We start from the raw sequence: 21,748 nt of genomic DNA on the forward strand, positions 1-21,748 counted from the left end.
TCATTAAGAATCATCCTAATCGATAGCGGTATCACCATTTATTTGCGGGCGTTATCTCTTTTTGCATTTTGCAGCAAACACGGATTTACATTGCACCTTTCCATTTGCCGCGCCTTAATCAATAAACAACGGCATTATATTTGGCGAAGATATTACCCGAATGAGGTAGGCGTAGTGAGAGGGGAAACTCTTCCGCCCGGCGATGCGGGCGGAAGGGAGGGCGATTAACGTTTTTCCAGTTCTTCGATCACTTGCTCCGGCGCGGTGGTCGGCTCCGGCGCTTCATCCATCCAGGCGGTCAGCAGGCGATAAGACACCGCCAACACCACCGGGCCGATGAACAGGCCGATCATGCCGAAGGCCAGCAAACCGCCGATAACGCCGGACAGGATCAGCAGCAGCGGCAGATCGGCGCCCATGCGGATCAGCACCGGGCGCAGCACGTTATCCAGCGTGGCCACCACGCAGCTCCAGACCAGCAGCACAGTGCCCCAGGTGGTGTCGCCGTGCCAGTACAGCCAAATGATGGCCGGCACCAGCACCAACAGCGGCCCCAATTGCGCCACACAGCAGATGAAGATCAGCATCGTCAACAGGGTGGCGGCCGGAATGCCGCTTACCGCCAGACCGATGCCGCCCAGCACCGACTGCACCAGCGCCGTCACGACCACGCCCAGCGCGACCGCGCGGATCGCCTGGCCGCCCAGCAGCACCGCCGCATCGCCGCGCGCGGAACCGAGGCGTACCGCAAAGTGACGGATACCCAGCGCGACCTGTTCGCCGCGCGCGTACAACAAGGCGCTGAACAGCAGCATCAGCGCGCAGTGCAGCAGCAGGCGGCCGATATGCGCCGCCTGCGCCACGAACCAGGTGGCGGTCTGGCCGAAGTATGGCTGTACCTTCGCCAGCAGCGCGGCGCCGCCGGCGTTAACCAGCGTATGGTAGCTGGTATAGAGCTTGTCGCCGATCATCGGGACGGATTGCAGCCAGGCGAGATCGGGAATATGCAGCTTGCCTGGCGAGCTGGCCCAGGCGATCAACGGCGCGCTGTTATCCACCACGCTGCTGATCAGCAGGGAGATGGGCAGAATGAACAGCAGGATCAACAGCAGGGTCATGACCAGCACCGCCAGCGAGCGGCGGCCCCACAGCAGCTTTTGCAGTTTGAGCAGCAGCGGCCAGGTGGCGATGACCACCATGCCCGCCCAGGCGAAGCCGAGAATAAACGGTTGGATCACCCAGAAACAGGCGACGATCATGATGGCGATAAACAGCACGCCGAAAATAATTCGCGGTAAGTCGTAACGCGATTGCGGGAGTGGCATCAGTGGGTTCTCATCCTGGTCAATTAAATCCCTGGCACCGGCGAATCGGGGTGCCTGTCTGTCGGTTTATCACCGCCGGGCGGCCGCCTGTGGCGGCGCTCGCAGGGCGGTAATAATGTGAATGCCTTCACTAAACGAGTATGTTAGTTTTTAGTGTCACTAAAAAATAGGGTGGGTCTGAATTAAAGGCCCGATTCAGCGTACATCAGCGCATAAAAAATAGACGGACAGGGTCAAAAAAGCGAATGATCCCACAGATTTCTCAGGCGCCCGGCCTCGTTCAACGGGTGCTCGACTTTTTGGAAGCACTGAAGCAAAACGGATTCAACGGCGATACCGCCACCAGCTACGCCGACCGGCTGACGATGGCCACCGACAACAGCATTTACCAGCTGTTGCCCGATGCGGTGGTGTTTCCCCGTTCCACCGCCGACGTGGCGCTGATCGCCCGCCTGGCGGGGGAAGAGCGTTTCAATACGCTGACCTTCAGCCCGCGCGGCGGCGGCACCGGCACCAACGGTCAGTCGCTCAATACCGGCATCGTGGTCGATATGTCGCGTCATATGAACCGCATTCTGGAGATCAACGTCGAACAGGGCTGGGTGAAAGTCGAAGCCGGGGTCATCAAGGATCAGCTGAATCAATATTTGCGGCCGTTCGGCTACTTCTTCTCGCCGGAACTGTCCACCAGCAACCGCGCCACCTTGGGCGGCATGATCAACACCGACGCCTCCGGCCAGGGCTCGCTGGTATACGGTAAAACCTCCGATCACGTATTGGGCCTGCGGGCGGTGCTGCTGGGCGGCGAGATGATCGACACCCGCGCCATGCCGACGGCGCTGGCGGAAACGATTGCCCTGGAAGAGACCGCTGAAGGGCGCATCTACCGCACGGTGCTGAATCGCTGCCGCGAGCAGCGCGCGCTGATCGTGGAAAAATTCCCCAAACTCAACCGCTTCCTCACCGGTTACGATCTGCGCCACGTGCTGAGCGACGATCTGCAAACCTTTGATCTGACGCGCATCCTCACCGGTGCGGAAGGCACGCTGGCCTTTATCACCGAAGCGCGGCTGGACATTACGCCGCTGCCGAAGGTGCGTCGTCTGGTTAACGTGAAATACGACTCCTTCGACTCGGCGCTGCGCAATGCGCCCTTTATGGTTGAGGCCAAGGCGCTGTCTGTGGAAACCATCGACTCCAAGGTGCTGAATCTGGCGCGTGAAGATATTGTTTGGCATTCGGTAAGCGAACTGATCGCCGACGTGCCGGACAAAGAGATGCTTGGGCTGAACATCGTCGAATTCGCCGGCGACGATCGCGCGCTGATCGACGGCCAGATGGAGACCCTGTGCCAACGGCTGGATGAACTGATCGCCCAGCGGCAGGCCGGCGTGATCGGGTACCAGATCTGCGGCGACCTGGCGGGCATCGAGCGCATTTACAACATGCGCAAGAAGGCGGTCGGGCTGCTGGGCAATGCCAAAGGGCGCGCCAAGCCGATCCCGTTCGCCGAGGATACTTGCGTGCCGCCGCAGCACCTGGCGGACTATATCGTCGAGTTCCGCCAACTGCTCGACGACCACAATCTGAGCTATGGCATGTTCGGCCACGTCGATGCCGGGGTGCTGCACGTGCGTCCGGCGCTCGACATGTGCGACCCCCAGCAGGAAGTGCTGATGAAGCAGATCTCCGATCGGGTGGTGGCGCTCACCGCCAAATACGGCGGCCTGCTGTGGGGCGAGCACGGCAAGGGGTTCCGCGCCGAGTACAGCCCTGAATTCTTCGGGGAAACGCTGTACGAGGAGCTGCGCCGCATCAAGACGGCGTTCGATCCGGATAACCGTCTTAACCCGGGCAAGATCTGTGCGCCGCTGGCGGTGGATGCGCCGATGATGCAGGTGGATGCGGTCAAACGCGGCACCTTCGATCGCCAGATCCCGGTCGAGGTGCGCACCTCGTTCCGCGGCGCGCTGGAGTGTAACGGCAACGGCCTGTGCTTCAACTTCGACGTGCGCAGCCCGATGTGCCCGTCGATGAAGATCAGCGGCAACCGCATTCATTCGCCGAAAGGGCGGGCGACGCTGGTGCGCGAGTGGCTGCGTCTGTTGGCCGAGCAGGGCGTCGATCCGTTGGCGCTGGAGAAACAGCTGCCGCAGCAGCGCCTCAGCTTGCGCGGTCTAATCGAGAAAACCCGCAACAGCTGGCATGCCGGCAAGGGCGAGTACGACTTTTCGCACGAAGTGAAAGAGGCGATGTCCGGCTGTCTGGCCTGCAAGGCCTGTTCCACCCAGTGCCCGATCAAAATTGACGTGCCGGGGTTCCGTTCGCGCTTCCTGCAGCTTTACCATACCCGCTACCTGCGCCCGGTGAGCGACTACATGGTCGCCGGCGTAGAGAGCTATACCCCGTTGATGGCCCGCGCGCCGAAGGTGTTCAACTTCTTCTTCCGCCAGCCGTGGCTGCGGGAGATGAGCCGCAACGCCGTCGGCATGGTCGATCTGCCGCTGTTGTCCAGCCCGACGCTGCGTCAGCAGCTGTCAGGCCACCGGGCGACCACGCTGACGCTGGAACAGTTGGAAGGGTTGAACGCCGAGCAACGTGAAGAACACGTGCTGATTGTTCAGGATCCGTTCACCAGCTATTACGACGCCAAAGTGGTGGCGGATTTCGTCCGGCTGGTGGAAAAGCTCGGTTATAAACCGGTGCTGCTGCCGTTCTCGCCGAACGGCAAGGCGCAGCATGTGAAGGGCTTCCTGACGCGGTTCGCCCGCACCGCGCGCAAAACCGCCGATTTCCTCAACCGCGTGGCGCAGCTCGGCATGCCGCTGGTGGGCGTCGATCCGGCGCTGGTGCTGTGCTATCGCGACGAATACCGCGAGATCCTCGGCGCCGAGCGCGGCGATTTTCAGGTGCAGCTGGTGCATGAATGGTTGCAACAGCGGATCGCGGATCGCGCCGAACAGCCGGCGACCGGCGAACCCTGGTATCTGTTCGGTCACTGCACCGAAACCACCGCGCTGCCGGCCAGCGGCCAACAGTGGGCGGCGATCTTCGCCCGCTTCGGCGCCAAACTGGAGAACGTCAGCGTCGGCTGCTGCGGCATGGCCGGCACTTACGGCCATGAAGCCAAGAACCTGCAAAACTCGCTCGGCATTTATGAGCTATCATGGCATCCGACGCTGCAGCGTTTGCCGCGTCAGCGCTGCCTGGCGACCGGTTATTCCTGCCGCAGCCAGGTGAAACGCATCGAGGGCAATGGCGTGCGCCACCCATTACAGGCACTTCTGGAGATGATTGAGTGAAATTGTGGAAACGTGAAACATCGCTGGAGCAGCTGAACCGCGCCGGCGACGGCTGCATGGTCAGCCATGTGGGCATCGAGTTTACTCAGCTGGGCGAGGATTTCCTGGAGGCCACCATGCCGGTGGACGGCCGCACCCGGCAGCCGTTCGGGCTGTTGCACGGCGGGGCGTCGGTGGTGCTGGCGGAATCGATGGGATCGATGGCCGGCTACCTGTGCAGCGAAGGCGAACAGAAGGTGGTGGGGCTGGAGATCAACGCCAACCACCTGCGGGCGGTGTTCGATGGCCAGGTGCGCGGGGTGTGCCGCGCGCTGCACGTTGGCCGCCGTCATCAGGTGTGGCAGATAGAGATCTTCGACGCGCGCGATCGGCTGTGCTGCACCTCGCGTCTGACCACGGCGGTCATCGACTGATCCCCGCCGGTTTCCGCAGGCGATCGGCCTGCGGAGCGCTTCGTTTTACAGCTGAAACGGCACGCGTTTGACGAAGTCCTTCTGAAACGCGTTCGCCTTCTCCCAGGTGCCTTCCATCGCATATTTTTGGCAGATCAGCGTCAGCGTGTGGCGGGCGAAGTGGTAGCTTTGCACCCGAAACAGCTGGCAGCGCTGCGGATTGTTGATCTCGACGATCAGCCGGTTGTGCAGCTTGCTGAGCGCGTGCAGATAGCTGTCATCATCGCCGTTCTCCAGGCACAGATTGGCCATGGTGAGGCTGACGCTGTTGTACCGCTTCAGATGATCAATATTGCATTCCGGGCGGCGCAGCGCCGCTTCGGCCATATAAAAGTCCACCGTGGCGTCGCGCACGCTGAATTTGTAGTCATCAATCTTGCCCAGCAACCATGCGTTGATCGAAAGAGTCATTGGCTTCGCGCTCAAATTCAAATTGAATGATAATCATTATCATATAAACTGCCGCGTTGCCGATCAATCCCCGTGGCGGCGTTTTTTCATTCCATGGGGGGTAAAAGGCCATCGACGGCCCAACTTAACCCAGAGCGACTAAACTTTAACTTAAAGGCCGCGCCTTGCGCCGCGGCGCAAAATGCCGATAAACGCACATTTACGACAGACAGAATGCAGAAATAGGTATTTTCTATGAATGTTTAGATCGGCAACGCACGGCGGCGCTGTAACGCTGACGGGCCACCGGGGAGTGCGGTACGGTGATGCAGGATAAAGAACAAATTCATAGGGATAGCATGCACGCCTTGCCGCCACACGCCGCAAGCCGCCACGGATGTCCCGCTGGCTTGCCGCACGCCGCAGCGAAAAACCGCGCTCGCGGCGGATACCCCCGCAAAACAAACGGTTGAAGTGATAATCGTTATCACTAACATATAAGTAACCCAGATTGGCTGTGGCCAAACACGAGTGTGAGGTAAACCCTATGCAAACGGAAAATGTCGGCACTTTTTCTTTGGACGAGAATGTCTGGCAAGGCATTTCGCTCAGCGACAGCGCCGTACGACAAATAACGAAACTGATGCAGCAGGATCCGCAGGTGAAAGGGCTGCAGCTAGGGGTAAAACAATCCGGCTGCGCCGGTTTTGCCTATGTGCTGGATCTGACCCGCGAACCCGCCGGTGACGATCTGCTGTTTGAGCGCGACGGCGCCAAACTCTATGTACCGCTGAAGGCGATGCCGTTTATTGACGGCACCACGGTAGATTATGTCCGCGAAGGGCTGAATCAGATATTCAAATTCAATAACCCTAAAGCTCAGCATGCCTGCGGGTGCGGCGAGAGTTTTGGCGTTTGAGCGATGCAATCAACATGACACGAAGCAATGTAGAAATGCCTAATGAAGTGCAGGCTTGGGTCAGCGAAGGTCGCTACAAAGAAGGTTTCTTCACCCAGCTGGCAACCGATGAGTTGGCCAAGGGCATCAACGAAGAGGTGGTGCGCGCCATTTCGGCCAAGCGCAACGAACCCGAGTGGATGCTGGAATTCCGCCTCGAGGCCTACCGCGCCTGGCTGCAGATGGAAGAGCCGCACTGGCTGAAGGCCAATTACGAACGCCTTAACTACCAGGACTACAGTTACTATTCGGCGCCGTCCTGCGGCAGCTGCGACGACGCCTGCGGTTCGCAGCCCGGCGCCGAGCAGCAACCGGGCGCGGCGACGGAAAAAGATTACCTGACCAGCGAAGTGGAGCTGGCGTTTAACCAGCTCGGCGTGCCGGTGCGCGAGGGCAGCGAGGTGGCGGTGGACGCTATCTTCGACTCGGTCTCGGTCGCCACCACTTACCGTGAAAAACTGGCGGAGAGCGGGGTGATCTTCTGCTCGTTCGGCGAAGCGATCCAGGAATACCCGGATCTGGTGCGCCAGTATCTGGGGCGCGTGGTGCCGTCCAACGATAATTTCTTCGCCGCGCTGAACGCCGCGGTGGCCTCCGACGGCACCTTCGTCTACGTGCCGAAGGGCGTGCGCTGCCCGATGGAGCTGTCGACCTATTTCCGTATCAACGCCGCCAAAACCGGCCAGTTCGAGCGCACCATTCTGATCGCCGACGAAGGCAGCTACGTCAGCTACATCGAAGGCTGTTCCGCCCCGGTGCGCGACAGCTATCAGCTGCACGCGGCGGTGGTGGAAGTGATCCTGCATAAAGACGCCGAAGTGAAATACTCGACGGTGCAGAACTGGTTCTCCGGCGGCGAGAGCAAGGGCGGCATCCTCAACTTCGTCACCAAGCGCGCGCTGTGCGAAGGCGCCGGCTCGAAAATGTCCTGGACCCAGTCGGAAACCGGCTCGGCCATCACCTGGAAATACCCGAGCGTGATCCTGCAGGGCGACAATTCGATCGGCGAATTCTTCTCGGTGGCGCTGACCAGCGGCCATCAGCAGGCGGACACCGGCACCAAGATGATCCACATCGGCAAAAACACCAGGTCGACCATCATCGCCAAAGGCATTTCCGCCGGCCACAGCGAGAACACCTATCGCGGCCTGGTGAAAATCCTGCCGGGGGCGGAAAACGCCCGTAACTTTACCCAGTGCGACTCGATGCTGATCGGGCCGGACAGCGGCGCCCACACGTTCCCTTACGTTGAAGCGCGCAACAACAGCGCGCAGCTGGAGCACGAAGCCACCACCTCGAAGATTGGCGACGACCAGCTGTTCTACTGCCTGCAGCGGGGCATCAGCGAGGATGACGCCATTTCGATGATCGTCAACGGTTTCTGCAAGGACGTTTTCTCCGAGCTGCCGCTGGAGTTCGCCGTCGAGGCGCAGAAACTTTTGGCCATCAGCCTGGAACACAGCGTGGGCTAATCGCCGCATTTTTAGCGCCGTCGGCGCTATCTGAGGACACAGCATGTTAAGCATCAAGAATTTGAAAGTCAGCGTGGAAGGCAACGAGATCCTCAAGGGATTGGATCTGGAGATCAAACCGGGCGAAGTGCACGCCATCATGGGGCCGAACGGCTCGGGCAAGAGCACGCTGTCCGCCACGCTGGCCGGGCGTGAAGAGTACGAAGTGACCGAAGGGGAAGTCACCTTCAAGGGCAAGGACCTGCTGGAGTTGGATCCGGAAGATCGCGCGGGCGAAGGCGTGTTCCTGGCGTTCCAGTACCCGGTGGAGATCCCCGGCGTCAGCAACCACTTTTTCCTGCAGACGTCGGTCAACGCGGTGCGCAAATACCGCGAACAGGAGCCGCTGGATCGCTTTGACTTCGCCGATTTCATCGAAGAGAAGATCGCACTGCTGGATATGCCGGCCGATCTGCTGACGCGTTCGGTCAACGTCGGTTTCTCCGGCGGCGAGAAAAAGCGCAACGACATTCTGCAGATGGCGGCGCTGGAGCCGGATCTGTGCATTCTCGATGAAACCGATTCCGGTCTGGATATCGACGCGCTGAAAATCGTCGCCAACGGCGTCAACTCGCTGCGGGACGGCAAGCGCGCCTTTATCATCGTCACGCACTACCAGCGCATTTTGGACTACATCCAGCCGGATTACGTACACGTGCTGTCCCAGGGGCGCATCGTCAAATCCGGCGATTTCTCGCTGGTGAAACAGTTGGAGGAGCAAGGCTATGGCTGGCTTACCGACCAACAGTAACGCCAACGCGTTGCAGCAGCTGTATCGTCTGTTCGAAGGCCGCGGCGGCGAGCGTTCGCCCCATGCGCTGGCGCACTGGCAGCAGGCGCTGAGACTCGGCTGGCCGACGCGCAAACATGAGAACTGGAAATACACGCCGCTCGAGGGGCTGCTGGAGCAGCAATTCCTTGAGCCGCAGCCCGCATCCGTGAACGCCGCGCAGCTCGAGGCGCTGGCGCTCGGTATCGACGCCTGCCGGCTGGTGTTTATCGATGGCCGCTACAGTGCCGCGCTCAGCGATGGCGATCTGGGCGACTACCAGTTCGAGCTGACCGCCTACGGCACGCCGCAGGCGCTGCCGGAGCCCATTCAGCCCGAAGTCTTCCTGCATCTGACCGAAAGCCTGGCGCAGGAAACCAGCCTGATCCGTCTGCCGGCCGGCAAAGCCCCCACACGGCCGCTGTACCTGCTGCATATCAGCAGCGGCCGCGGCGTGACGGGGGAAGTGAATACCGTGCATCATCGTCATCATCTGGAGATCGGGCGCGGGGCCGAGGCGGAAGTGATTGAACACTATGTCAGCCTGGGCGAGGCCGCGCACTTTACCGGCGCGCGCCTGACCGCCAACGTGGCGGACAACGCCGGGCTGTTGCACTGCAAGCTGGCGTTTGAAAGCCGGCCGAGCTACCACTTTGCCCATAACGATCTGGTCATCGGCCGCGACGCGCGGGTGAAAAGCGACAGCTTCCTGTTGGGCGCAGGCCTGACGCGCCACAACACCAGCGCGCAGCTGAACGGCGAAGGCGCCAATCTGGTGATCAACAGCCTGGTGCTGCCGGTGGGCAAGGAGATCTGCGATACCCGCACCTATCTGGAACACAACAAGGGCTACTGCGAAAGCCGCCAGCTGCATAAAACCGTGGTCAGCGATCGCGGCAAAGCGGTGTTCAACGGCATGATCAAAGTGGCCAAACACGCCATCAAAACCGACGGGCAGATGACCAACCACAATCTGTTGTTGGGGAAAGTGGCGGAAGTGGATACCAAGCCGCAGCTGGAGATCTACGCTGACGACGTCAAGTGCAGCCACGGCGCCACCGTGGGGCGTATCGATGAAGAACAGCTGTTTTATCTGCAGTCGCGCGGCATCGACAAACGCGCGGCGCAGCAGATGATTATCTTCGCCTTCGCCGCCGAGCTGACCGAAGGCATCGCCAACGACACCATCCGGGAACGGGTGCTGGCGCGCATCGCCCAGCGCCTGCCGGGGGAGGCTGCATGAGTTATCCGATTGAACGCGTGCGTGGTGACTTCCCGCTGCTGGCGCGCGAGGTGAACGGCCAACCGCTGGCCTACCTCGACAGCGCCGCCAGCGCGCAGAAACCGCAGACGGTGATCGACCGCGAACTGGATTTCTATCGCCACGGCTATGCCGCGGTGCATCGCGGCATCCACACCCTGAGCGCCGAGGCGACTCAGCAGATGGAAGCGGTGCGGGAACAGGCGGCGCGCTTTATCAACGCCGCCTCGGCGGAAGAGATGGTGTTCGTCAAGGGCACCACCGAAGGCATTAACCTGGTGGCCAACAGCTTTGGCCGCCACCGGCTGCAGCCGGGCGACGCGATTCTCATCACCGAGATGGAGCACCACGCCAACATCGTGCCCTGGCAGATGCTGGCGCAGGAGCGCGGTCTGCAGCTGCGGGTTTGGCCGCTGCAGACCGACGGCACGCTGGATCTGGCGCGGTTGCCGGAACTGATCGACGCGTCCTGTAAACTGCTGGCGCTGACCGAGGTCTCCAACGTGCTGGGCACCGTCAACCCGGTGCGCGACATCATCGCCCGCGCCAGAGCCCTGGCGCCGGATCTGACTGTGCTGGTGGACGGCGCGCAGGCGGTGATGCACCAGCGCGTCGATGTTCAGGCGCTGGACTGCGATTTCTACGTGTTTTCCGGCCATAAGCTGTATGGCCCTTCCGGCATCGGCATGCTGTATGGGCGCCAGGCGCTCCTGCAGCAGATGCCGCCGTGGGAAGGGGGCGGTTCGATGATCCGTCAGGTCAGCCTGACGGCGGGCACCACCTTCGCCGATCCGCCCTGGCGCTTCGAGGCCGGTTCGCCGAATACCGCCGGCATCATGGGGCTGGGCGCGGCGTTCGATTACGTCGAAGCCCTGGGGCTGAATGCGATCCGCGATTATGAACAGTCGCTGATGCATTACGCGCTTGAGGCGCTCAAGCAGGTGCCGACGCTGAAAATCTATGGTCCGGCGCATCGGGCCGGGGTGATCGCCTTCAATTTGGGGGAACACCATGCCTATGACGTCGGCAGCTTCCTCGATCAATACGGCATCGCCATTCGCACCGGCCACCATTGCGCCATGCCGCTGATGGCGTTTTATCAGGTGCCGAGCATGTGCCGCGCGTCGCTGGCGTTATATAATACCCGCGAAGAGGTGGACCGGCTGGTGGCCGGGCTGCAACGCATTCATCAGCTGTTAGGCTAGCCGGGGCGCGTCCTCGGCGGTACAAAAGGATCCCCATGGCGAATTTGCCGGACAAAGACAAATTGGTGCGTAATTTCTCCCGCTGTTTGAACTGGGAGGAGAAATACCTGTACGTGATTGAACTCGGCGCCAAATTGCCGCCGCTGGACGAGGCCGAGCGGCAGGCCGAGAACCTGATTTCCGGCTGCCAGAGCCAGGTGTGGATCGTGATGCGCCGCGATGAGCAAGGGCAGGTCGAATTCCATGGCGATAGCGACGCGGCGATCGTCAAAGGGCTGCTGGCGGTGGTGTTTATTCTTTATCGTCAATTAACACCACAGCAAATCGTCGAGCTCGACGTGCGGCCGTTTTTCACCGAGCTGGCGCTCAGCCAACATCTGACGCCTTCGCGCTCACAGGGGCTGGAGGCGATGATCCGCGCCATTCGCAGTAAAGCCGCTCAGCTGGCCTGATCCTTAACGCCACTGCTCTTTAAAGGCTCATTGATATATTCGCTTTGTCAATGAGTCTTTACAATCCGCCGTTTTCCCCAGGAATCACCCCCCAATTCAGTGATATTTCAGCAGCTTACCCATTGACGTTTCGTTGACAATCGACGACGGCGATTACGTTATAACGTGTTGATTTTTAGAGAACTTATTGCCTTTGATGCCAGCGTTGCTAGTATTAATCAGGTATTGTCTGATTTACCCACCGCCAGGCGCTCGTTAGCCTTGGGGGCGAACCGTCATAAAAAATATAGGGATGATAATGAAACGTGCGTTGAGTTTAATGGGCATGGTCTTCGCCACCGTACTGGCCGGCACGCAGGCCGCCAGTGCGACCGAATACCCGCTGCCGCCGCCGGACAGCCGTCTGATCGGCGAAAACACCACTTATACCGTGCCAAACGACGGCCGTCCGCTGGAGGCGATCGCCGCCGACTACAAGATTGGCCTGCTGGGCATGCTGGAAGCCAACCCCGGCACCGATCCGTTCCTGCCTAAGCCGGGTACGGTGCTGACCATTCCGACCCAAATGCTGCTGCCTGACACCAAGCGTGAAGGGATCATCGTCAACCTGGCAGAGCTGCGCCTTTACTACTATCCGAAAGGCGAGAATAAAGTGATCGTCTATCCGATCGGTATCGGCCAGACCGGGATGCACACGCCGCTGGAGGTGACTTCCATCAGCCAAAAGATCCCTAACCCGACCTGGACGCCCACCGCCAACATCCGCAAGCGCTATCAATCCCAGGGCGTGACGCTGCCTGCGGTGGTGCCGGCCGGCCCTGAGAACCCGATGGGGCTGTTCGCCCTGCGTCTGGCGATGGGGCGCGGTGAATACCTGATCCACGGCACCAACGCCAACTTCGGTATCGGCATGCGCGTCAGCTCCGGCTGTATTCGCCTGCGTCCGACGGATATCGAGGCGCTGTTCAACATGGTGCCGCGCGGTACGCGGGTGCAAGTGATCAACGATCCGGTGAAGATTTCGGTCGAGCCGGACGGCAAACGCTATGTGGAAGTGCACCAGCCGCTGTCGCGTGTGGAAAGCGACGATCCGCAGACCATGCCGATCGCGTTGTCTAAAGCGGAGAAAGCCTTTGCTGCCGATGGGCAAACCGATCGCGCCGTGTTCGATAGCGCGGTTGTACGCCGCTCTGGCATGCCGGTGCTGGTCAACGTAGGGGAGAGCCCGTCTGAGGTGAGTTTAACGCCTGCAGCGGCTCCTGCGGCGAATAAGAGCCCATTCAAGGCAGCGCCAATCAGCTCGGTGAACTAAGTTTGCCGGATTGAGCGGTCGAAGAGGGGGTTCAGCGTGCTGAACCTCTTTTTTTTGCCTGCCGCGCTGGAAAGCCCAGGCCGACAAACAGACAAAAAAAACGGCGCACAATGTGCGCCGTTTTCAATAACCAAAGCTATCTTACTTTTTGTAAGCGTGAGCTTGGTTGTCCAGACGCTGGTTAGCGCGTGCTGCGTCGTCTTTAGCCGCTTGAACGTCAGAACGCATTGCGTTCACGTCGTTGCTCAGCTGATCAACTTTAGCGTTCAGAGTCTGAACGTCAGAAGACAGTTGATCGATTTTAGCGTTGCTAGAGCAGCCAGCCAGCAGAGTGGAACCCAGGATTACCGCGCCCAGTACCAGTTTAGTACGATTCATTATAACACCCTCTAGATTGAGTTAATCTCCATGTAGCGTTACAAGTATTACACAAACTTTTTTCGAAAGAGAATAATTTTTTAGTGTTGAGGTGCTTTATTTTGATCGTTCGCTCAAACTTGCATCTGGTTTTACAAATTAGTTAAAAAAACGAGGGAAAACAGCCGGCTTCCATGGGACTACTCCGATTTGTTATTAGCTAAATAATGAGCAGTTCGCGGTTGCGTTTTGAGAAAAATAGTTTACTGCCGATAAAAAAAACGCCGCAAAGCGGCGTTTTGATCAAGATAATTATGTCACGTTTTATATTACAGCACGTGTACCGAGGCGGTATTGGTGGTGCCGCTCGGCACCAGCGCGCCGGAAACCATCACCACGACGTCGCCTTTTTGCGCCAGGCCGCTGGCCAGCGCGGCTTCTTTACCGATGCGGTAGAAGTCATCGGTGGAGGCGATTTCTTTGACCATCTGCGGGATAACGCCCTTGCTCAGCACCAGCTGATGCGCGGTGGTCTGGTTGGTGGTCAGCGCCAGGATCACGGCGTTCGGGAAGTATTTACGCACGGATTTCGCTGACTTGCCGCCGCTGGTGGCGACGACGATCAGCGGCGCGTCCAGTTTTTCGGCGGTTTCAACCGCGCCGCGGCATACCGCTTCGGTGATGCGCAGCTTGCGGCGATCGTTCAGGGTATCGATGCGGCTTGGCATCACGCGATCGGTGCGTTCGCAGATGGTCGCCATGATGTTGACCGCTTCCAGCGGGTATTTGCCCTTGGCGCTTTCGCCGGACAGCATGACGGCGTCGGTGCCGTCCAGAATGGCGTTGGCGACGTCACCGGCTTCCGCACGGGTAGGGCGCGGGTTCTTGATCATGGAATCGAGCATCTGGGTGGCGGTGATCACCACTTTACGCGCACGGTTGCATTTTTCGATCATCATCTTCTGGGCGAAGATCACTTCTTCTACCGGGATTTCAACGCCCAGATCGCCGCGGGCAACCATGATGCCGTCGGACGCTTCGAGAATTTCGTCGAAGTTGTTCAGGCCTTCCTGGTTCTCGATCTTGGAGATGATCTGGATCTGCTCGCCGCCGTGCGCTTTCAGGTGCTCGCGGATCTCCAGCACGTCGGAGCGTTTACGGATAAAGGACGCCGCCACGAAGTCGACGCCTTGCTCGCAGCCGAAGATCAGGTCGCGTTTGTCTTTCTCGGCCAGCGCAGGCAGTTGGATGGACACGCCCGGCAGGTTGACGCCTTTGTTCTCGCCCAGGTCGCCGTTGTTCAGCACCTTGCAAACGACTTCGTTCTCGGTCACGTTGGTGACTTCCATGCCGATCAGGCCGTCGTCAACCAGCACGGTGTTGCCGATCTTCAGGTCGGCGGCGAAGCCGGCGTAGGTCACCGCCACGCGTTCGCTGTTGCCGATCACGCTCTGGTCGGTGGTGAAGGTGAAGGTTTGGCCGGCGACCAGAGAGGCGTCTTTGCCGCCTTCCAGTTTCATGGTGCGAATTTCCGGGCCTTTGGTATCCAGCAGGATGCCGGCGTTGATACCGGTTTTCGCCATCACGGCGCGCATGTTCTTGATGCGGTTGCCGTGCTCTTCATAGTCGCCGTGAGAGAAGTTGAGACGCATCACGTTCATGCCCGCATTGAGCAGGTTGGTCAGCATTTCTTCCGATTCGGTTTTTGGACCGATGGTACAAACAATTTTGGTCTTTTTCATGGCGGAGTTTTCTACAAGTTGTGATGGATAAAAAAACGAATTTGACCGGCGTTGTTTACGCCGATAGGGAATTTGAGCCGTGCCTGGTGGTGAAAAACATAGTTAAGGATAGGTGACGACAGTTGATGTGGGGCGGAAAAATTCAGCCCGCGCGGGGGCGCGGGGATGCTGCGCAACGGGGTGAGATTAAATCGTGTTGTTATTGCGTTTTCGCAGATCAAGGGCTGAAACCATTCAACTGATAGACGTTGCGCATTATAAAGGCTAAGCGGCGGGAAACAAAATAAAAAACCGCGGCGGTGCGGCGGATATGTCAAAACGAGGGCAAATGTGGCGCAAATGCAACGCGTTGCGTACAGCTTGTTGCGCAAATAACCTTGCTGTAAATGCGGCTTAGCGCGTTTGCGGGATTTCCAGCAGCACACCGGCGCTCAGGCAGAAGCAGCCGCTGGCGACGTTGGCCGGCAGGGTCAGGCTCTCGCCGGCCCGCACTGTCCGCGTGTCGCCGCCGAGGGTGAACTCGAATTCACCCGATATCACCCGGGTTTGCAGCGCGTGCGCGGGTTTTTGCAGCTGGCCGAAGGCCCCGGTCTCGAAACGCACTTCCGCTGCCGGCGAACCGTCGCTCATCACGCCTTCACGACGGGCAAGGCCATTGTCGAGCGGTAAAAAGGCGGTGTTGGCGGTGAAGGTGGTCATGTGGCGTTCCTGATGGCTGATGGCGGTAGTTCGGCGCAATCGACATGAAAAATCGAGCGGTCGGGCAGAGACGAAACAGCGAGAATTATAACGCGATAGGGGGAGAGGTGAATCAGCAATATGGTGCGTCCGAGTGGACTCGAACCACCGACCCCCACCATGTCAAGGTGGTGCTCTAACCAACTGAGCTACGGACGCACTGCACTGCTTGTGAAATTTGGTGCGTCCGAGTGGACTCGAACCACCGACCCCCACCATGTCAAGGTGGTGCTCTAACCAACTGAGCTACGGACGCACTGTACTGCTTCTGGAATTTGGTGCGTCCGAGTGGACTCGAACCACCGACCCCCACCATGTCAAGGTGGTGCTCTAACCAACTGAGCTACGGACGCATCTTTTCCTGTCTGTCATGGCTGACAGCGGGGACGAATATTAACGAGCTACCCGCGTGCTGGCAAGGGGAAAAACGCAATTTTATTCGGTATTTCACGCGATTGCTGAGGTTGTGCGCAGACAGGCGTTTTTTTCCGCAACCCGCTGCCCGGCCGGGGAGAAAACCGGCCGGGAAGGGACTCAGCGGGTAGAACGCTGCAGGATGACGGTGGTCGGCTGTTTCTGCAGCCAGCGCATGCGCAGCGCCATCATGATGGCGGCGAAGGTCAGGCCGATGATAAAGCCGATCCAGAAACCGCTCGGCCCCATCGCCGGCACCACCGCATCGGTCAGCGCCAGCAGATAGCCGCTCGGCAGGCCCAACACCCAGTAAGCGATGAAGGTAATGAAGAAGATCGCGCGAGTATCTTTATAACCGCGCAGCACGCCGCTGCCGATCACCTGGATTGAATCCGAGATTTGATACAGCGCCGCCAGCAGCATCAGCTGCGAGGCCATCGCCACCACCGCCGGGCTGTCGTTGTACAGCAGGGCGATCGGTTCGCGGAAGGTGGCGGTAAACAGCGCAGTGCAGACAGCCATGGTGATGCCGACGCCGATGGCGGAGTAAGCGGCGACGCGCGCGCCTTCCACCGACCCTTCTCCCAGACGATAACCGACGCGAATGGTGGCGCCGACGCCCAGCGACAGCGGCAACACGAACATCAGCGCGCTGAAGTTAAGCGCGATCTGGTGGCCGGCGACCGCGACGATCCCGAGCGGCGACACCAGCAGAGCCACCACGGCGAATAGGGTGACTTCGAAGAACAGCGCCAGCGCCACCGGCATGCCGATGCCGATCAGGCGCTTCAGCGCCGCCCAGTCCGGGCCGCCGAGATCGCCTGCCTGGCGCTTGATGTCGCGCTGCGACGGCGCGCGCTTCACGTACCAGCGCATCATCAGGAACATGATCCAGTAGACGCTGCCGGTGGCGACGCCGCAGCCCACGCCGCCCAGCTCCGGCATGCCGAACTTGCCGTAGATGAAGATGTAGTTGATCGGGATATTCACCAGCAGGCCGAGGAAGCCGATCACCATGCCGGGCTTGGTTTTGGACAGCCCTTCGCACTGGTTGCGCATCACCTGGAAGAACAGATAGCCCGGCGCGCCCCACATGATGGCGTGCAGATAACCGACGGCTTTATCCGCCAGCTGCGGATCGATGTTGTGCATCATGTCGATGACGAATTTGCAGTTATACAGCACGACGATCAACAGCACGGAAACGCCGGAGGCCAGCCAGAAGCCCTGACGCACCTGATGGGCGATACGATCGCGACGGCCGGCGCCGTTTAACTGGGCGATCACTGGGGTCAGCGCCAGCAGCAGGCCGTGGCCGAACAGGATGGCCGGCAGCCAGATAGAGGTGCCGACCGCAACCGCCGCCATATCGGTGGCGCTGTAAGCGCCGGCCATGATGGTATCCACCACGCCCATGGCGGTTTGCGAGATTTGCGCGATGATCACCGGGATAGCGAGAGCCAATAAACTACGCGCTTCAATTAAGTACTTCTGCACGCATACACCTTTCTATTTTATATATGTGGGAGGGAGGGCTGCCGCGAGAGGACAACAATTAAAATAGCGGAATTTTGTCAAAAATATTGTACCTGCTCGGCGTCGTTAAGCAAACGCCGCAGATAAATAGTTATTAAATGCGCAGGGACGCGTTTTTTGCCGTCGCGGATTTGGTTTTCAGCGCCAACTGGGGCAAACTGCCGGAAGCGTTTTAATCTATTGAGTAAGAAGAGGCACATATGTTCACCGGTATCGTACAAGGCACCGCGCCGCTGGTCGCCATTGATGAGAAACCCAATTTCCGCACCCATGTGATCGAGATGCCTGCAGAACTGCTGCCGGGGCTGGAGCTGGGCGCGTCGGTGGCCCATAACGGCTGCTGCCTGACCGTCACCGCGGTGGAAGGCAACCGCGTCAGCTTCGATTTGATCAAGGAAACGTTGCGCCTGACCAACCTCGGTGATCTGGCGTTGGGCGACATCGTCAATATCGAGCGCGCGGCGAAATTCAATGATGAAATTGGCGGTCATTTGATGTCCGGCCATATTATCTGCACGGCGGAAGTGGCCAAAATTTATACCTCGGAAAATAACCGTCAGGTATGGCTGCGCATGCCGAATGCGGAATTGATGAAATATGTGCTGCACAAAGGTTTCATCGGCATCGACGGCATTAGCCTGACCATCGGCGAAGTGGTGAATAACCGTTTCTGCGTGCATCTGATCCCGGAAACCCTGGAGCGCACTACGCTGGGTAAAAAACGCCTGGGCGATAAGGTGAACATCGAGATCGATCCGCAGACGCAGGCGGTGGTGGACACCGTCGAACGCGTGCTGGCCATTCGGGAAGCGACGCTGGCGGCGGCGGTGGCGCCGGCGCACAAAGACTGACAGCGATTCGGGCGTTGCCGCCGGAGTCGAATCATAAGCAGAGAGGAGAAACGCGTGAAGTTTTATGGGAAAACGTTGTTGTTAACCGCGTTGCTGGCGCTGAGCGCCTGCAGCAGTTCACCTGAGCAGGGCGGCGGCGCGCAAGTGGCCGATGCGGACGATACCTGCGGCGCTTCGCAGTATCAAAACTACGTCGGCAAGCCGATGACGTCGCTGGAAGGCGTGCGGATCGAATCCAAGGTGCGCGCCATTCCGTACAACTCTGCCGTCACCATGGATTTCAACCTGCGCCGTCTGAACTTCCTCGGCGATAGCAACGATAAAATCATCCGCGTTTACTGCGGCTAAGCCGCCTGGTTCGAAAGAGCAAAAAAAGCCCCGGCGATGAGGTTGCCGGGGCTTTTTTTATTAGGGGAGCGTTCAGCGTGCGACGCGGATGCCGCCTTCAACGCCTTTCGGGCTGAACACCACCTGCCACAGCTGCAGATCGCGCGCCCGAAACGCGCCGGCGCAGGCGTTCAGGTAATAGCTGAACATCCGCTCGAAGCGCTCGGAATAACGTGGAGCAAGCTGCGGCCACGCCTGCTTGAAGCGCTCGAACCAGGCCATCAGCGTGCGATCGTAGTCGGCGCCGATGTTGTGCCAGTCTTCCATCACGAAATGGCCTTCGCTGGCCTCGGCGATATGCCTCACCGAGGGCAGGCAGCCGTTCGGGAAGATATATTTGTTGATCCACGGATCGACGTTCATGTCGGTCTTGTTGGAGCCGATGGTGTGCAGCAGGAACAGGCCGTGCGGCGCCAGATTGCGCTCTACCACGTTGAAATAGGTGCGATAGTTTTTCGGCCCGACGTGCTCGAACATGCCGACCGAGACGATGCGATCGAACTGCTGATGCAGATCACGATAGTCCTGCAGCAGGATCTGCACGTCCAGCCCGGCGCAGCGTGCCTGAGCCAGCTTCTGCTGCTCGGCGGAAATGGTCACGCCGACCACCGACACGCCGTAATTTTTCGCCGCATAGGCGGAGAGGCCGCCCCAGCCGCAGCCGATGTCCAGCAAGCGCATGCCCGGCTGCAGCTGCAGTTTTTCGCAGATCATCCGCAGTTTCGCTTCTTGCGCTTCCTCCAGCGTGGCGGCGTCTTTCCAGTAGCCGCAGGAGTACTGCATGTAAGGATCGAGCATCAGCGTAAACAGATCGTTGCCAAGATCGTAATGCTCTTTGCCGACGATCCAGGCGCGCTTTTTCGATTGCAGATTGGTCAGACGCGCCGCGGCGATACGCAGGGTATCTTTCAGGTGGTGGGGGAGCTTCTTCTCCAGCCCGGCGCTGACCACGCGCTGGAAGAATATATCCAGCCGCTCGCATTCCCACCAACCATCCATATAGCTCTCGCCTAGACCCAGGGAGCCTTGCTGCAAAACGCGTTTAAAGAATTCGGGGTTTTTAACCTGAATATCGAAAGGGCGCGATCCGTTAATTTCGATACCGGCCAGACCGAGCATTTCGTGCGCGATACGGTACCACTGGTTATCCTGGATGCTCAGATCTTCTATACACGATGAACTCATAGCTTCTCCATCACCTTCTTCTGACTGATGACCCGTTAGGAAACAGCTTAGACAATTTCTGCGGGTGCATACGTATACCGACGGGAAATAAGCCCGCGGCGTCTGATATCCGACTATGAACAGAGGAAATTTAAAGAAGCGACCCGACGCAAACGGCGCAGGATAAACGCCTCTTCAAAAAAAGAGTGTGACGCAAGACGCGTACACAACAGCTAATTGAGATATAGAGATTATAAGGTGTTACTTTACAAGGTTGTTTTTGAGTATAGGCGCGCCGAGGCATTGACTCAACTGTAAATCGCACTCGGCACGCATATTCTTTAAGTGATTATTTAGCTTGGCAATTATGACGCTGAGTTAGCATGTTCGCGCGGCGTTTCTTGCGGCGCCTTGGCCGCTTTTCCCCGCTGCATGAAATACCCCAGCGCGGCCAGTATCACCGTGGACACCATCACCGTCACCGTCGCCAACAGCGGCTGCGCAATAAACGTCGATACCAGCATGCTCGCCACGAAACACAGCCCCAGCTGCAGCGTATTTTGCAGCGCGGCGGCTTTGCCGCTGCTGTCCGGGAACGGCATCAGCGCGTTGGCCACCATGATCGGATAGCCGGCGCCGTTGACCAGCGCCATCACGCAGAACGGGATCAGGAGCGTGGTGAGCGTCGGATTGGTCAGGGTTGCCACCAGATACAGGGCCACCATGCTGACAGCATAAGCTACCAGCAGCCACGGCAGCAGGGTTTTGCCATTGATGCGCTTGAGCGCGGCGCGGCACCCGTAACCGCCCAGCAGGAAGGCCAGCGTCTGCGGCACATAGCTCAGGCCGATGTCGCTCGGGCCGTAGCCCATATCACCGAGGATAAACGGCGAGCCGGTCAGCCAGGCGAAGAAACCGGCCGAACAGGCGGCGTACATGGCGACATTGCCGCTGAATACCGGGGATTTCAATAATTGCCAAAAACTGACGCTGCTTTTTGGCGCGTCGACGGCGGGTTTTGGCCTGGCGTTCTCTTTGAGCAGCAGCGTCGGCAGCAGCAACAAGGCGGTGATGGCCAGCAGCACGGCGAAGATCGCGCGCCAGCTGGCGTGGTTCAGCAGCCAGGCGCCCAGCAGCGGCGCCAGCGCCGGCGATAGCGCCACCAGCGGCATGATGGTGGCGAATACGCGGTTGGCCTGGCCTTCACGATAGCGGTCGACCACCAGCGCTTGCCAGATGGCGGCGGCGGAACAGACGCCTACGGCCTGAATAAAGCGCAGTATCCAGAGCTGCGCGGCATTTTCCACCCACAGCATGCCTAGGCAGCCGAGCGCGAACAGCGTCAGGCCAATCAACAATACCGGTTTGCGCCCCAGACGGTCGGAGAGCGGCCCCCACAGCAGCTGCGCGAAGGCGAAGCCGGCCAAAAAGATGCTCAGGCTGGCGCTGACCGCGCCGGCGGAAATTTGCAGTTCCTCCCGCATGGCGCCGAAGGCGGGCAGGTACATATCGGTCGCCAGATAACCCAGCATGCTCAGGCCGGCGAGGTAGAACATAAAACCAAAGGAATTTCGCATGGTATTTCTCGTTAATATTTTAGTGTCGCAGGTTTTTAGCGCCGG

Annotated in this window: 19 protein-coding genes and 3 tRNA genes; 11 read left to right on the top strand and 11 right to left on the bottom strand. The window is 59.3% G+C overall.

The annotated features are described in order from the left end of the window. Positions 1-224: 224 nt before the first annotated feature. Positions 225-1,325, bottom strand: a complete 1,101-nt coding sequence (ydiK, locus tag ACJ8IP_RS02575) for an AI-2E family transporter YdiK (RefSeq protein ID WP_042784360.1) — start codon at positions 1,323-1,325, stop codon at positions 225-227. Positions 1,326-1,570: 245 nt separating this feature from the next. Here ydiK and ydiJ point away from each other — a divergent pair, with 245 nt between their 5' ends. Further along, entirely contained in the window at positions 1,571-4,627 is a 3,057-nt protein-coding gene (gene ydiJ / locus ACJ8IP_RS02580) for a D-2-hydroxyglutarate dehydrogenase YdiJ (RefSeq protein WP_442524295.1), read from the top strand. Beyond that, complete coding sequence (gene menI, locus ACJ8IP_RS02585; RefSeq protein WP_016927938.1) at positions 4,624-5,040, top strand: 1,4-dihydroxy-2-naphthoyl-CoA hydrolase; 417 nt, start codon at positions 4,624-4,626, stop codon at positions 5,038-5,040. The genes ydiJ and menI overlap by 4 nt, the downstream gene beginning before the upstream one ends. Before the next feature lie 45 nt (positions 5,041-5,085). Here the strand turns inward: menI and ACJ8IP_RS02590 are convergent, their stop codons facing one another. After that, positions 5,086-5,490: a hypothetical protein gene (locus ACJ8IP_RS02590; RefSeq protein ID WP_004931369.1), complete on the bottom strand. Its 405-nt coding sequence runs from the start codon at positions 5,488-5,490 to the stop codon at positions 5,086-5,088. Between the two features lie 526 nt (positions 5,491-6,016). On the opposite strand from ACJ8IP_RS02590, the gene sufA reads away from it, so the two are divergent. From sufA to ACJ8IP_RS02625, 7 genes are all read left to right on the top strand, one after another. After that, on the top strand, positions 6,017-6,388 hold the full coding sequence (gene sufA, locus ACJ8IP_RS02595; RefSeq protein WP_047575995.1) for a Fe-S cluster assembly scaffold SufA: 372 nt from the start codon (positions 6,017-6,019) through the stop codon (positions 6,386-6,388). Between the two features lie 14 nt (positions 6,389-6,402). Next, positions 6,403-7,899, top strand: a complete 1,497-nt coding sequence (sufB, locus tag ACJ8IP_RS02600; RefSeq protein WP_004931367.1) for a Fe-S cluster assembly protein SufB — start codon at positions 6,403-6,405, stop codon at positions 7,897-7,899. A gap of 43 nt (positions 7,900-7,942) precedes the next feature. Further along, on the top strand, positions 7,943-8,689 hold the full coding sequence (gene sufC, locus ACJ8IP_RS02605; protein ID WP_016927936.1) for a Fe-S cluster assembly ATPase SufC: 747 nt from the start codon (positions 7,943-7,945) through the stop codon (positions 8,687-8,689). Continuing rightward, a complete protein-coding gene (gene sufD, locus ACJ8IP_RS02610) occupies positions 8,664-9,950 on the top strand; it encodes a Fe-S cluster assembly protein SufD (RefSeq protein WP_099782859.1) in 1,287 nt (428 codons plus the stop codon). The genes sufC and sufD overlap by 26 nt, the downstream gene beginning before the upstream one ends. Further along, positions 9,947-11,173, top strand: coding sequence for a cysteine desulfurase SufS (gene sufS / locus ACJ8IP_RS02615; protein WP_164057526.1), 1,227 nt, complete (start codon positions 9,947-9,949; stop codon positions 11,171-11,173). The genes sufD and sufS overlap by 4 nt, the downstream gene beginning before the upstream one ends. 35 nt (positions 11,174-11,208) lie before the next feature. Then, positions 11,209-11,625 (top strand): cysteine desulfuration protein SufE, encoded by a 417-nt coding sequence (sufE, locus tag ACJ8IP_RS02620; RefSeq protein WP_047026200.1) that lies wholly within the window; start codon positions 11,209-11,211, stop codon positions 11,623-11,625. Positions 11,626-11,923: 298 nt separating this feature from the next. Further along, positions 11,924-12,937, top strand: coding sequence for a L,D-transpeptidase family protein (locus ACJ8IP_RS02625; RefSeq protein WP_033652724.1), 1,014 nt, complete (start codon positions 11,924-11,926; stop codon positions 12,935-12,937). A 141-nt stretch (positions 12,938-13,078) separates the two neighbouring features. On the opposite strand, the gene ACJ8IP_RS02630 is transcribed toward ACJ8IP_RS02625, so the two are convergent. The 7 genes from ACJ8IP_RS02630 to ACJ8IP_RS02660 all read right to left on the bottom strand — a co-directional run bounded on the left by ACJ8IP_RS02630 (position 13,079) and on the right by ACJ8IP_RS02660 (position 17,685). After that, positions 13,079-13,315, bottom strand: coding sequence for a major outer membrane lipoprotein (locus ACJ8IP_RS02630; RefSeq protein WP_004931354.1), 237 nt, complete (start codon positions 13,313-13,315; stop codon positions 13,079-13,081). A gap of 308 nt (positions 13,316-13,623) precedes the next feature. Continuing rightward, positions 13,624-15,036: a pyruvate kinase PykF gene (pykF, locus tag ACJ8IP_RS02635; RefSeq protein ID WP_033642909.1), complete on the bottom strand. Its 1,413-nt coding sequence runs from the start codon at positions 15,034-15,036 to the stop codon at positions 13,624-13,626. Positions 15,037-15,429: 393 nt separating this feature from the next. Next, positions 15,430-15,735 (bottom strand): cupin, encoded by a 306-nt coding sequence (locus tag ACJ8IP_RS02640; RefSeq protein ID WP_033652725.1) that lies wholly within the window; start codon positions 15,733-15,735, stop codon positions 15,430-15,432. 121 nt (positions 15,736-15,856) lie between these two features. Continuing rightward, a tRNA-Val gene (locus tag ACJ8IP_RS02645) sits at positions 15,857-15,933 on the bottom strand. A gap of 20 nt (positions 15,934-15,953) precedes the next feature. After that, positions 15,954-16,030: transfer RNA gene (locus tag ACJ8IP_RS02650), tRNA-Val, on the bottom strand. Positions 16,031-16,050: 20 nt separating this feature from the next. Continuing rightward, positions 16,051-16,127, bottom strand: a tRNA-Val gene (locus ACJ8IP_RS02655). Positions 16,128-16,308: 181 nt separating this feature from the next. Next, the gene (locus ACJ8IP_RS02660) at positions 16,309-17,685 is read right to left on the bottom strand and encodes an MATE family efflux transporter (protein WP_033652604.1); all 1,377 of its coding nucleotides are present in this window, start codon (positions 17,683-17,685) and stop codon (positions 16,309-16,311) included. A gap of 239 nt (positions 17,686-17,924) precedes the next feature. Between ACJ8IP_RS02660 and ACJ8IP_RS02665 the strand changes: the two genes are divergently transcribed. Then, on the top strand, positions 17,925-18,575 hold the full coding sequence (locus ACJ8IP_RS02665; protein ID WP_089196995.1) for a riboflavin synthase subunit alpha: 651 nt from the start codon (positions 17,925-17,927) through the stop codon (positions 18,573-18,575). Between the two features lie 54 nt (positions 18,576-18,629). Next, complete coding sequence (locus ACJ8IP_RS02670; RefSeq protein ID WP_033642913.1) at positions 18,630-18,923, top strand: I78 family peptidase inhibitor; 294 nt, start codon at positions 18,630-18,632, stop codon at positions 18,921-18,923. A gap of 72 nt (positions 18,924-18,995) precedes the next feature. Here ACJ8IP_RS02670 and cfa read toward each other — a convergent pair whose 3' ends face one another. Next, entirely contained in the window at positions 18,996-20,147 is a 1,152-nt protein-coding gene (cfa, locus tag ACJ8IP_RS02675; protein WP_033642914.1) for a cyclopropane fatty acyl phospholipid synthase, read from the bottom strand. 344 nt (positions 20,148-20,491) lie between these two features. Continuing rightward, positions 20,492-21,703 (bottom strand): purine nucleoside transporter PunC, encoded by a 1,212-nt coding sequence (gene punC, locus ACJ8IP_RS02680; protein ID WP_147838590.1) that lies wholly within the window; start codon positions 21,701-21,703, stop codon positions 20,492-20,494. Positions 21,704-21,748 lie beyond the last annotated feature (45 nt).

The sequence above is a fragment of the Serratia sp. CY52157 genome, from assembly GCF_052168495.1.
Taxonomy (GTDB): domain Bacteria; phylum Pseudomonadota; class Gammaproteobacteria; order Enterobacterales; family Enterobacteriaceae; genus Serratia; species Serratia ureilytica.